Origin of the sequence: Streptomyces sp. NPDC088400, from assembly GCF_044753355.1 — a bacterium.
In the GTDB taxonomy this organism is placed as follows: domain Bacteria; phylum Actinomycetota; class Actinomycetes; order Streptomycetales; family Streptomycetaceae; genus Streptomyces.
The window spans coordinates 348,600-360,983 of sequence record NZ_JBIVMZ010000004.1; the positions used below are offsets into that span (position 1 = coordinate 348,600).

The 12,384-nt window shown below is 70.0% G+C and carries 10 protein-coding genes; 5 read left to right on the top strand and 5 right to left on the bottom strand.

Annotated elements, in window-relative coordinates; genetic code table 11:
- Positions 1–112: 112 nt before the first annotated feature.
- Both ACIQD6_RS12870 and ACIQD6_RS12875 read right to left on the bottom strand, forming a co-directional pair.
- Positions 113–901: an SDR family oxidoreductase gene (locus ACIQD6_RS12870; protein WP_401881329.1), complete on the bottom strand. Its 789-nt coding sequence runs from the start codon at positions 899–901 to the stop codon at positions 113–115.
- Between the two features lie 219 nt (positions 902–1,120).
- Complete coding sequence (locus ACIQD6_RS12875; protein WP_401881331.1) at positions 1,121–2,113, bottom strand: Gfo/Idh/MocA family protein; 993 nt, start codon at positions 2,111–2,113, stop codon at positions 1,121–1,123.
- A 298-nt stretch (positions 2,114–2,411) separates the two neighbouring features.
- Between ACIQD6_RS12875 and ACIQD6_RS12880 the strand changes: the two genes are divergently transcribed.
- On the top strand, positions 2,412–3,755 hold the full coding sequence (locus tag ACIQD6_RS12880) for a Bcr/CflA family multidrug efflux MFS transporter (RefSeq protein WP_401881333.1): 1,344 nt from the start codon (positions 2,412–2,414) through the stop codon (positions 3,753–3,755).
- A gap of 85 nt (positions 3,756–3,840) precedes the next feature.
- On the opposite strand, the gene ACIQD6_RS12885 is transcribed toward ACIQD6_RS12880, so the two are convergent.
- Both ACIQD6_RS12885 and ACIQD6_RS12890 read right to left on the bottom strand, forming a co-directional pair.
- The gene (locus ACIQD6_RS12885) at positions 3,841–4,323 is read right to left on the bottom strand and encodes a hypothetical protein (protein ID WP_401881335.1); all 483 of its coding nucleotides are present in this window, start codon (positions 4,321–4,323) and stop codon (positions 3,841–3,843) included.
- Between the two features lie 239 nt (positions 4,324–4,562).
- The gene (locus tag ACIQD6_RS12890; protein ID WP_401881337.1) at positions 4,563–5,987 is read right to left on the bottom strand and encodes a hypothetical protein; all 1,425 of its coding nucleotides are present in this window, start codon (positions 5,985–5,987) and stop codon (positions 4,563–4,565) included.
- A 338-nt stretch (positions 5,988–6,325) separates the two neighbouring features.
- On the opposite strand from ACIQD6_RS12890, the gene ACIQD6_RS12895 reads away from it, so the two are divergent.
- The 4 genes from ACIQD6_RS12895 (at position 6,326) to ACIQD6_RS12910 (ending at position 11,234) form a co-directional block, all read left to right on the top strand.
- Positions 6,326–8,266 (top strand): S9 family peptidase, encoded by a 1,941-nt coding sequence (locus ACIQD6_RS12895; protein ID WP_401881339.1) that lies wholly within the window; start codon positions 6,326–6,328, stop codon positions 8,264–8,266.
- A gap of 84 nt (positions 8,267–8,350) precedes the next feature.
- The gene (locus tag ACIQD6_RS12900) at positions 8,351–9,355 is read left to right on the top strand and encodes a small ribosomal subunit Rsm22 family protein (protein ID WP_401881340.1); all 1,005 of its coding nucleotides are present in this window, start codon (positions 8,351–8,353) and stop codon (positions 9,353–9,355) included.
- 216 nt (positions 9,356–9,571) lie between these two features.
- Complete coding sequence (locus ACIQD6_RS12905; RefSeq protein WP_401881342.1) at positions 9,572–10,846, top strand: serine hydrolase domain-containing protein; 1,275 nt, start codon at positions 9,572–9,574, stop codon at positions 10,844–10,846.
- A gap of 130 nt (positions 10,847–10,976) precedes the next feature.
- Positions 10,977–11,234: a hypothetical protein gene (locus tag ACIQD6_RS12910; RefSeq protein WP_401881344.1), complete on the top strand. Its 258-nt coding sequence runs from the start codon at positions 10,977–10,979 to the stop codon at positions 11,232–11,234.
- A 48-nt stretch (positions 11,235–11,282) separates the two neighbouring features.
- Here ACIQD6_RS12910 and ACIQD6_RS12915 read toward each other — a convergent pair whose 3' ends face one another.
- Complete coding sequence (locus ACIQD6_RS12915; RefSeq protein WP_401881346.1) at positions 11,283–12,329, bottom strand: methyltransferase domain-containing protein; 1,047 nt, start codon at positions 12,327–12,329, stop codon at positions 11,283–11,285.
- Between the last annotated feature and the right edge of the window lie 55 nt (positions 12,330–12,384).

A 12,384-nucleotide genomic window follows, 5' to 3' on the forward strand; every position in this document is an offset into this window, starting at 1 on the left:
TTCCGTGGCAGAGACGGCTCGGGAGAGGCCGGGAGGGGCCGGGAGGGACCGGGAGAGGGGAGCGGCGCGTACGGACCGGGGCCCTCAGCCCCTCCCGATCAGCCCCGCTCGATCAGCCCCTCCCAACCAGTGGCATCCCCGTCGCCAGCACCGTCGTGAACAGCACATTCGCCTCCAGCGGCAGCTCCGCCATGTGCAGCACCGTCTTCGCCACGTCCGCGACGTCCATCACCGGTTCCACCGCCAACTCGCCGTTCGCCTGGGGCACTCCCCGCCGCATGCGCTCCGTCATGTCGGTCGCCGCGTTCCCGATGTCGATCTGGCCACAGGCGATGCGGTACGGACGGCCGTCCAGCGACAGCGACTTGGTGAGTCCGGTCATACCGTGCTTGGTGGCCGTGTACGCGACGGAGTCCGGGCGGGGTGCGTACGCCGAGACCGAGCCGTTGTTGATGATCCGGCCGCCCTGCGGATCCTGCGCCTTCATCATCCGGAACGCCGCCTGCGCGCACAGGAACGTGCCCGTCAGATTGGTGTCCACGACCTTCTGCCAGGCGGAGTACGGCAGTTCCTCCAGCGGTGTGCTGCCGGGCCCGAACGTGCCCGCGTTGTTGAAGAGCAGATCGAGGCGGCCGTACCGCTCCCTCACCTCCGCGAACAGCGCGTCGACGTCCTCCGGTCGCGACACATCGGTCCGTACGCACAGCACGTCACCGCCCGCCGTGTGCGCGGCACGGGCCGCCCCCGCCGTGTCCGCCAGGGTCTCGGTGCGCCGGCCGGCCAGTACCACCGACCAGCCCGCGCCGGTCAGGGCCACCGCGACCGCCCGTCCGATGCCTGAGCCCGCCCCCGTCACCACGGCGATTTTCCGCTCGGTGCTGATCTTCCGCAACGCGTTCATGGCCACGCAGCGTACGTGAGGCCGCAGGCGCCGGGCGCGGCATTGCCGGGCTCCCCGCAACTCCGTACAGCTCCGCGCGACGTGACACGGTTCGGTCGTCACTGTCACCCGGGACACGGTTCGGTCGTCGCTGTCACCCGGGACACGGTTCGGTCGTCGCTGTCACCCGTGACGCGGTTCGGTCGTCGCTGTCACCCGGGAACGGCTCGTTGCGACGCCCTACCGGTCGGTGGGGAAGCGGACGCCGATCCGGTCCCGTACCGCGTCGAGCGTCCGCATCACCGCGAGCGTCCCGTCCAGCGGCACCAAGGCGGACTCCGTCTCTCCGGCACGCAGGCAGCGCATCACCTCGGCCGCCTCGTACTGCAAGCCGTGCAGCGGACCCTCCGTGGTGAACTCCTCGGGCTCCGCGCCCTCCCGGTGCAGGACGAACCGTTCCGTACCGAAGAAGCCCGACGGCACCTCGATCCGCCCCGTCGTGCCCGTCACCGTCGCCGTCGCCGCGGTCCCGGCCGTGACCGAGCAGGTCAGCAGCGCTGTCGCGCCCGCGTCCCAGCCCAGCAGCATCCCGGTGTTGAGGTCGACGCCCTCGGGGGAGAGCAGCGCGTCGGCCTGTACGCGGTCGGGCTCACCCAGCAGCAACTGAGCGAAGGAGACCGGATAGACGCCGAGGTCGAGCAGCGCGCCGCCGCCGAGGGCCGGGTCGCGCAGCCGGTGGTCGGGGGCGAAGGGGCCCTGGAGTCCGAAGTCGGCCTGGACGGTACGGATGTCACCGATCGCGCCGTCCCGGACCAGCTCCACCAGACGCCGGATGACAGGGTTGCAGTACATCCACATGGCTTCCATCAGGAACAGCCCACGCTCCCGGGCGAGCGAGACCAGCTCCCCGGCCTCCCCGGCGTCGAGCGTGAACGCCTTCTCGCACAGCACCGGCTTTCCGGCGGCGAGCGCGAGTCCGGCGGCCGGCCGGTGCGCGGAGTGCGGGGTGGCCACGTACACGACATCCACCTCGTCGTCGGCGAGGAGCCCGGCCCAGTCGCCGTACGCGCGGGGGATCCCGAACCGGCTCGCGAACTCGTTCGCCGACGCCTCGGTGCGCGAGGCCACCGCCACCACCTCGGCGTCCGCCAACTCCCGTACGTCGGCCGTGAACGCGGCGGCGATGGCGCCCGTGGCCAGCACGCCCCAGCGCACGGGCCTGTCCTGTGCCACCGATGTCCCCTGTACCACTCCCGTTTTCACAGCTGCCTCATAAAGGTCTCGACCAGTCCGGTTGAGCTGAGAGCATAGGTACGGATTCGACGACATGGAGAGACGGATGCCGGACGGCGGCCAGAGCGCCCAAGGACGTAAAGGACACATAACGCCCGAGCGGAGCCGCTCGGCATCGGCACGGACACCGGAGCGGACCCCGACACCCGAGCGGACGCCGACATCGGAACGGACTCCGGCGCAGATACGGGAGCGGACTCCGGCGCAGATACCGGAGCAGCGGCGGACGCCTCCCAAGGTGGTCCCCGACCCCGCTGCTCTCGCCGAAGCCGCGCCCCTCGCCGCCGCGCCCCTCGCCGAAGCCGCCTCGATCACCGAAGCCGCGCCCGTCGCCGCCGCGCGCCGCACCGGGCTGCTGGTCACCCTGATCCTCGGCGGGCTCACCGCGCTGCCCCCGCTCTCCATGGACATGTACCTCCCGGCCCTCCCCGAGGTCACCCGCTCGCTGAACTCACCCGCGGCGACCATCCAGATCACCCTCACCGCCTGCCTGGCGGGCATGGCACTCGGCCAGATCGTGGTCGGGCCCATGAGTGACAAGTGGGGACGGCGCAGACCACTGCTGTTCGGCATGGTCGTCTATGTCCTCGCCACGGCGGTCTGCGCCCTGGCCCCCACCACCGAACTGCTCATCGGCTTCCGCCTGCTGCAAGGTCTCGCGGGCGCCGCGGGCATCGTGATCGCCCGCGCGGTCGTGCGCGACCTGTACGACGGCGTCGAGATGGCCCGCTTCTTCTCCACCCTGATGCTCATCTCCGGCGTCGCGCCGATCATCGCGCCGGTGCTCGGCGGCCAGGTGCTGCGCCTGACGGACTGGCGCGGCATCTTCGTCCTCCTCACGCTGATCGGCTCCGCCCTGACCTTCGTCGTCTGGAAGTGGCTGCACGAGACGCTGCCGCCGGAGCGGCGGCACAGCGGCGGAATCGGCGCGACGCTGCGCACGATGCGCGGGCTGATCGCCGACCGGGTCTTCACCGGCTACATGCTGACGGGCGGTCTCGCGTTCGCCGCGCTCTTCGCGTACGTCTCGGCCTCGCCGTTCGTGGTGCAGGAGATCTACGGGGCCTCGCCGCAGACCTTCAGCCTGCTCTTCGGCGTCAACTCGATCGGCCTCATCACCGTCGGCCAGATCAACGGCAAAGTGCTGGTCGGCCGGGTCAACATGGACCGGGTGCTGGGCTTCGGGCTCACCGTCATCACACTCGCCGGTCTCGCGCTGCTGCTGATGACCACCGGGGTATTCGGCCCGGTCGGGCTGTTCCCGGTCGCGGCGGCGCTGTTCGTGCTGATGTCCTCGATGGGTCTGGCGATGCCCAACACCAACGCCGCCGCACTGATGCGGACCCCGCACGCGGCGGGCTCGGCGTCCGCCCTCATCGGTACGGCGGCGTTCCTGATCGGCGCCATCGCCTCGCCCCTCGTCGGGATCGCGGGTGAGGAGACGGCGGTCCCGATGGCCGTCGTGCAGGTGGTGTGCGCGGTCGCCTCGCTCGGCTGCTTCCTGGGCCTCGTACGCCCCTGGCAGGCACACCACCGCTCGCTCGGCGCCCGCCCGGTGCCGGACGCACCGACCGACGCCTGACGCCTGACGCGGGTGTCCGGTGTCCCGGTGCGCCGGGACACCGGACACCGGGACACCACATCCCTCCCCGAGGAGGGGTGGACGGTCAGGGCCTGCGGTATGTCGTGCACTTCAGGTTCGTGGAGGCACCCCTCACGAGACAGACCTTGACCTTGGCGGCCCCGCCGCGCACGTTGGCGGGAACCCTGAATGAGAACGGGGCGGACCGGCCGCACACCTGGCTGCTGCTCTTCGAGCCGAGCAGCGCTCCCCTGGCGTTGTACGTGGTGACGTGGGTCCTCCGGCACCCACTCGAATTCACGGCCCGCTGCGTCCCGCTCACGTCGATCGCCCGGTCTTTCCAGCCCAGAGTGCCGCGGGTGTAGGTGGCCCCGTAAGTGACGTCGAAGGCACTGGAAGTGGAGGCGGCAGCGGCGGGCACGGCGGCCGCGTGCGGTGCGGCGGCGGACGCCACGGCCGTCGCGGGCGGTGTCAGGAACGCCGAGGGCAGGGTGAAGGCAGCGGCGGCTGCGACCGCGAGCATGGAATGACGCATCGAAATGCGCATCGAAAGACGCACTGATGGCATGGAATTCTCCTGTCGTCCAAAGGGAGTTGCTGGAGACTGCGGTTGCCGTTGCCAGTACAGCCAGCTGTGCGGGCGCGCCGCAGGAGAACATCAGCGGGTCACCTGTGTGGGTGATACGTCAGGTCATGTCATGAATGGCACGGAAACGGCTTGGATGCTGTGCGGCACATCGCGGCGTGGCGGCGTGGCGGCGTGGCGGCGTCGCGGTATCGCGGTATCGCGGTATCGCACAGAGCGTCCTAGGGGTCTGTCCGGTCCCGCCGCGCGTACCCGGTCAGATGCGGTACGTCCTTCGCGTCCGTCCACCGGAACAGCCCCGCCCCGGCCGTCTCCCCGCTCGGCAGCCGGACATTGGCGGCCAGCGCCTCGGGCGTCCCGGTCGTCAGGTCCACCTGGACCGGGCTGCCGCCGCCCGCCAGCGCGTCCGCCGTATCGCGGGCGCTCGTCGCGCCGTACGCCACGCCCTGGTCCGTAACCGTGGTCAGGGTCAGCGGATCGGTGCCGTCCGGCTCCTCGAAGCAGTACGCCGCCTTCTCGTCCAGGTCGAAGGCGAGCCTCCCCGCGACCAGATGGCGGCCGTCGGGGGAGACGACGAGCCGAGGGTCGTCGCCGGGTGCGATCGCGGGCTTACGGCAGCGTGCCTGGGCCAGGGCCTTGCCGGTCGACGCGTCGTGCACCGCCCACACCTCGTGGGTGGCCGCGTCCTTGGAGCCTTTCTTCTTCTGCCACTTGGCGAGGACATAGCCGTGCCCGGAGCTGTGCTCGGAGCCGGAGCCGGAGCCGGAGCCATAGGCCACCGAGGCCGGCACTCCTGAGGTGGGCTCGGTGCCCTTCGGTGCGAACTTCCGGCTGAACCAACCGCCGCGTACCCAGAACTCCTTGGCCCCGCTGACCAGCAGCCCCTTGTCGGTCATCGCGCGAACCTCGGTCAGCTCGCGGCAGTTCGCGCAGCCCTTCGGGTAACCGAGCGAGCCGCGCGGGACCTTGACCACCTCGGCGTCGGCCGGGTCGACGACCGCGCTGGTGGCCTTGCCGTCGCTGATCAGGATGCCGGGGCCCGTTCCGCCGACCGTCGGCGAGTCCGTCCACGGGACCACGACCCGCTCACGGGAGCCGTCGTCCGCGCGGTAGATGTCGAGGGAGACGATGGAGTCCGGCGGCTTCAGCGGGTCCGTGTCCAGCTTTCCGTACGACCAGGTGACGAAGTAGTCCTGATCGTCCTTGCTGACGGACAGCAGCCGGGGGAACCGGTCGGGCGAGGACAGCGGCCGCCAGGGCCTACCGCTCCAGCCGTGCTTCCCGGTCGTGGGGTCCAGCGTCCGCAGCCGGAACCGGTCCGAGCCCACCCGTTCCAGGTACCCGACCCGTTCCGGACGGCCGGCCCGGTCCGGATCGCCGGCCTGTTCCGGATCGCCGGCCCGGTCCGAGGTCCCGGTGATCGCGTAGTCGGGGGAGGGGGCGGCGACATCCCAGCCGCGCCGCGTGTCGTACGCGGGCGGGACATTGAGCCGTGGCACCGAGGGCGCGCTGTTCGCCGTGGCCTTCTTGGGCCGGTCGTCGGCCTTGTCGTCCTTCTTCTTCCCGTCGAGGGCGACGAGCAGGAGCAGTGCTACCAGTACGGTCACCCCGGCCGCCAGGGTCAGGCGTACGACCTTCTGACTCATGGTCCCCCCGTGGCCGAACCGCTCAGCCGGACAAGGGCCGTAGCGTAGCAACTGGCCGAACACGCCCTGTAGTTCGACGCGTTCAATGCGTTCAATGCGTTCAATGCGTTCGATGCGTTCGGCACGTTCGAGGCGGCACCCGGAGCGGCATTCCTCGGGGACGGCCGGCTCTGGGTCGGAGGCTTGCAATTCCTGTCGCTCAGTGACATTGTCATTTGGTGACAGAAGGACATTTGCTGTCACCGACCGCATAGGCCTCTGGGCGCTGCGAGTCCCTCTCACACGCTTGGCCGCCGCCGCTCGGTGGCGGCCGGGTCTTGGCCGCAGAAAGGACCGACATGGCTCTGCCGGACCCCATCCCCGTCGAGGAGTTCTTCGCTCCGCCCTCTCGCACGAGCGTTTCCCTCTCGCCGGACGGCACCAGGATCGCCTACCTGGCACCGTGGAAGAACCGCCTGAACGTGTGGTGGGAAAGCGTCGACGCGCCCGGGGACGCGCGCTGCCTGACCACCGAAGCTCGCGGTGTTCAGGCCTACTTCTGGCTGGACGATCCTCGGTGGCTGCTCTACACCCGGGATCAGGACGGCGACGAGAACTGGCACCTCTACCGCGTCGACCTGGAGAACCCGGACGCCGAGGCGGTCGACCTGACCCCCGTCCCCGGAGCGAGGGCCGCGATCCTCGAGTTCCCCACCGGGCGGCCCACAAAGGTGATCATCCAGGCGAACATGAGGAACCCCGCCGAGTTCGACCTGCTGGAACTGGACGTCACCACCGGCGACATCAAGACGCTCGTCCAGAGCCCCGGGAGCGATGTCGCTCTCTGGCTGTACAGCCAGAGCGGCGAGATCTTCGCCACCCGGACAACCTCGGACGGCGATCTTGAACTGTCGCGCCGGAACGATTCGACAGGTGAACTGAGTCCCGTCGTGGTGTTCGACGGCTCGGACTATCCGGTGGGCATCTTTCCGCTGGAGATCACGCCGGACGGCACAGGCGTGTGGATGGCGTCGAACCGGGGCACCGACCGGAATCGGCTGGTCCGGCTCGACCTGGCCACGGGCGAGGAGAGCGAGATCGACTCCCACCCGGTCTACGACCTCGATACACGTTCCAACGTCTTTCCCCAGCTCCCCTATCCCTTCATCCACCGTCGGCGGACGGGCGAGTTGATCGGGGCCCGCTATCTCGGGGAACGGCAGGTGATCCACGCCCTGGACCCGCACTTCGCCGAGGTGCTGGAGAATCTGGAGAAGTTGTCCGACGGCGATCTCGCCGCCGTGTCGTCCGACGAGAGCGAGCAGCGGTGGGTCGTCAGCTTCACGCACGACCGCGACCCCGGTGTCACCTATTTCTACGACCATTCCACGGGTGAGAGCCGCCTGCTCTTCCGGCCGCGGCAGAACCTGGACCCCGAGAAGCTGGCGCCGATGACGCCGGTGACCATCACCTCCCGCGACGGACTGCCGCTGCCCTCCCACCTGACCCTGCCGGTAGGGATCGAGCCGACCCGGCTGCCCCTGGTGCTGTTCGTCCACGGCGGCCCCTGGACACGGGACAGCTGGGGCTTCAACCTCGCCGTGCAACTCTTCGCCAACCGCGGCTACGCGGTGCTCCAGGTCAACTTCCGCGGCTCCACCGGGTACGGCAAGGCCTTCACCAAGGCGGGGATCGGAGAGTTCGCCGGCAAGATGCACGACGACCTCATCGACGGAGTGAACTGGGCCGTTGAGCGCGGATACGCGGACCCCGACCGCGTGGCGATCATGGGCGGGTCCTACGGCGGCTACGCGGCACTGGTCGGCGTCACCTTCACCCCCGACGTCTTCGCCGCCGCGGTCGACGTCGTCGGTATCTCCAACCTCGCCACGTTCATGCGCAGCCAGCCCGACTTCGTCAAACCCCACCTGCGCAACAGCTGGTACCGCTACGTCGGCGACCCGGCGGATCCGCGGCAGGAGGCCGACATGCTCGCCCGCTCGCCGATCAGCCGCGTGGACCAGATCCGTACACCGCTGTTCATCGCCCAGGGAGCCAACGACGTCCGGGTCGTGCAGTCCGAATCCGACCAGATCGTCGAAGCCCTTCGCGCGCGGGGCGTCCCGGTCGAATACACCGTCATGGAAGACGAAGGCCACTCCTTCGACAACCCGGACAACGCCGTCGCCCTCTACAAGGCGGCGGAACGCTTCCTCGGCGAACACCTGAGCGCCAAGCCGGACGGTGTCCAGGCGACCAAGCCGGACAGTGTCCAGGCAGCCGAGCCGGACGGTGTCTAGTGCCGCGACGGGGCAAACCCCGCCGGGAGGGGCACTGGGAGCGCACTGAAATCCGGACAGTGGCCAGGCACTAAAATGTCGGCGGTGAACGCCCCCCTCCCCACCGCCGACACCCTGCGCGCCGCGCTCGCCGGTCTGCTCGACGGGCTGCCGCCGAAGCAGGCCGCGCAGGCCGTCGACCGGCTGATCTCCAACTACCGCGGCGCCACCCCGACGGACGCGCCCGTACTCCGCGACCGGTCCGATGTCGCCGCCTACGCCGCGTACCGCATGCCGGCGACCTTCGAAGCCGTACGGTCGGCGCTGACGGCACTCGCCGCCGCCGCGCCCGGCTGGGAGCCCGGCAGCCACCTGGACGTGGGCGGCGGTACGGGAGCCGCGGTCTGGGCGGCGGACGCCGTCTGGGAGACAGGAGCCGGCACGAGCCGTACCACCACCGTCCTGGACTGGGCCGAACCCGCCCTCGCCCTCGGCCGCGAACTGGCCGCCTCCGGAGCGCCCGCACTGCGCGCCGCCGACTGGCGCCGGGCCAGGATCGGCGCGGCGCTCGCGCTGCCGGAGAGCGATCTGGTCACCGTCTCGTACGTGCTGAAGGAGCTGACGGAGAACGACCGTGCCGCACTCGTCACCGAGGCGGCGCGGGCCGGGCAGGCGGTGGTGATCGTGGAGCCGGGGACCCCCGACGGCTATCTGCGGATCATCGAGGCCCGTGACCGGCTGATCGCCGCGGGATTCCGGATCGCCGCCCCGTGCCCCCACAACGACGCCTGCCCGATCGAACCGGGCACGGACTGGTGCCACTTCGCGGCGCGCGTCAGCCGCTCCTCACTGCACCGGCAGGTGAAGGGCGGCTCACTGCCGTACGAGGACGAGAAGTTCAGCTATGTGGCGGCGGTACGGTTCGACGCGCGCCCGGCGGAGGCCCGGGTGACCCGTAAGCCGCAGATCCGTAAGGGCCAGGTACTGCTGGAGCTGTGCACGGTGGACGACGGTCTGCGCAAGGAGACGGTCACCAAGCGGCACGGATCGGTGTACCGGGCGGCGCGGGACACGGCATGGGGAGACTCCTGGCCGCCACACGCGGAGTGAGTGCGCCGCCGGAGGCGGGGCGTACGGCCTGTCGGTCCCGGTCGAGGTCACCACGACGGTCACGAGGTAGGGGTTATCCCTGTCAACATGTCCTGGAAATATGAGGGTTGACCCCGAGAGCGATCAGGGGCGAGGCCGTCCCGGATGAGGATCCGGGGACCCTCGGGCGTCGTGAGGATGAGGGCGTACCGACCCCTGTCCCGAGGAGGCAGCCCCATGAACGTCAGTAGGACCGTCAGTAGGACCGTCAGCTCGTTGAACCACCGTGCCGCGCTTGCCGCTGCCACGGCCGTCGTCGCCCTCGTGGCCTCCACTGGACCGGCCCTCGCCGAGTCCGGTCAGGGCGATCCCGGACGGCTCGCTCTCGGCCAGGGAAGCTTCGCTCAGGGAGGCTTCGGCCATGGAGGCTTCGCTCAGGGAGGCTTCGCTCAGGGGCGCACCGCCGGGGGCGCTGTGGCGCGGGTCGCCGAGCATCCGCAGGCCGACGCGCTGCGGGCCGCACTCGTGGGGTTGCCGGACGGCGAGGCGACGAGCGCGGTCGTACGGGCCGGGGGGAGCGACGGCCGCTGGGAGGGAAGCGCCGGTGTGCGGGACATACGGTCGCAGGCTCCGGCCGTCACGGACGGGCGGTTCCGGGCCGGGTCGGTGACCAAGGTCGTGACGGCCGCCCTGGTGCTGCGGCTCGCCGCTGACGGGAAGATCGACCTCGACAGACCGGTGCAACGCTATCTTCCGGGGCTGCTGACATCGGAGTTCGAGCCCGTCTCCGTACGGCAGTTGCTCAACCACACCAGTGGCATCCAGGGCGGGGACGGCTTCGGCGATTCCTGGGAGGAGCAGTACGCGCACCGGTTCGACACACTGAAGCCCGAGGACGTGGTGGCCTCGGGGGTGGCGAAGGGGCCGGAGTTCGGGCCCGGGAAGCAGCAGCACTACCTGAACGTCAACTACACGATCCTCGCGATGCTGGTCGAGAAGGTGACGGGGAAGACGTACGAGGAGGGGGCGGCACGGTATGTCCTCCGGCCCGCCGGTATGCGGCACACCTCGTTTCCGGGTACCGATCCCCGTATCCACGGCCCGCACAACCGTGGCTATCAACTGGTCGACGGCAAGCGGGTGGACGTGACCGAGTGGAATGTGTCGGACCGGTGGGCGGCGGGCGACATGATCTCGACACTGGACGACTTGGAGCGCCTGATGACGTCGCTGTTCCGAGGCGAGATCGTGCCGCGACCGCAGTTGGAGGAGATGTTCACGGTTCCAGAGGGGATTACCGGCGCCACCAAGACCGCCGGGCTGGAGCGGTTCGAGGTCAACGGTGTCGAGGTCTGGGGGAAGACGGGCGCGCGCCCCGGCTACAACACCGTGCTCGTGGCCACCCGTGACCTCTCCCGCACGGTCGTCTACACGGTGACCGGCACCGACGCGCACGCCCAGGGCGCGGCCATCGGCCAGCGTTTCGCCTTCCCGGCGTTCCTCGGGAAGTAGGGCTGCCGCCCGGCCCGTTAGGAACCTCGGCGGAGATCGATGTGATCCACCGCGCCGTGTGGCGGGTCAGCGGGCAGGCGGGGTCGAGCCAGAAATCGACCGTCCAGGCGCTGTCGGTCACGACCCCTCCGTGGTGGCGGCGCTCCGAGAAGCGGCGCGCACCGGCGCGTACGCCACGGTGTGGGCGGTGCTCTCGGCGGCCCTTCCCCTCCTGCTGACGGGCGAGGCGCCCCACGGCCTCCCCGCCGTGCTCACGCTCGCGGCCGAATGCGCGGAACGGTCCGGAGCCCGTGGGGCGATACCGGAGATCGATGAACTGGCGGCGCGCTCGGGCTCGTCCCAGCTGATCAAACAGGCGCGGCGAATCAAGGGCGCGATTGCCCGGTAGAAGCCGGCGCGCGCAGGGGGGCGCGTCTTCCTTCTGTGTAAACGGCTCTCACAGGGGCCAGGAGTCGGCCGGGCCGTCCAGCCACGCGCGCTGCCCCTCGGGTGTCACCGTCAGGCCGAAGCGGCCGAACTCCGGTTTCCCTCGCTCCACGTACCAGTCGTAGGCCTCCCGCACTTCATCCCACAGTCGGCGGGGGCCCGACTGATACACACGTGCTTCGGGCCGGCCGTCCCGGAAGATCACGACCGCCCACGACCGGTCGGACAGCCCGTAGAACCACACCGGCCGTGTGCCGTCGCGCTTGCGGTCGGCGGTGTGTACGCAGTCCCGTACCCGCAAGCCGACGACGAACCCGACGATGTCGGAGCCCCCGCCCAGGAGTTCAGCCTCGGTGATCGTGGTGGACGTCTTCTCCGCGTCCCCGGTTCCTTCGGCCGGTACGTACGCGGCGTGCTCAGGCCACGACAAGCGCTGCGAACGCATACGCATGAAGTTCACCGGCCGTGTGAACGGTCCCGAGGCACTTGCGCCGTCCTCCGCCACGACGATCCGGGCCGTGGCCTCGGTGAAGCCGTAGTACGTGCCCCACGGCACGAGGATCACACCGCCCGGCCTGGTCTGTTCCACCCAGGCGAACGGAATGGAGCGCAGGCCGCACGTCGCGATGATCCGGTCGTACGGCGCGCCCTCCGGATAGCCGAGGAAGCCGTCCCCGTGTACGACGTGTACGGGCAGGCCGACTCGCTCCAGGGCCGCGCGCGCGGACAGGGCTACCGTCGAGTCCAGTTCAACGGTCACGACGTTCTCCGCACCGACCCGGTGAGCGAGCAGCGCGGCATTCCATCCGGTGCCCGCGCCGATCTCCAGCACACGCTGAGCGGGCCGGACATCGAGGTCCGCCAGCATGGAGAAGACGAGACTCGGCATGGACGACGACGAGGTGAACACCGTGCCCGGAGAAACACCGTCGTGGTCGCCGTCGTCCCACTGGGTGACGATGGGAACGTTCGAATCCGCGTACGCGTACCAGGCCGCCGGATCCTCCGACTTGACCACGGCCACACTGCGGCCGGTCTCCATGTCGTGCGGCCACATGAGGTCCGGCAGGAACGAGGAGCGGGGTGGAGTTCTCGTACTGAAATTCCCGTGT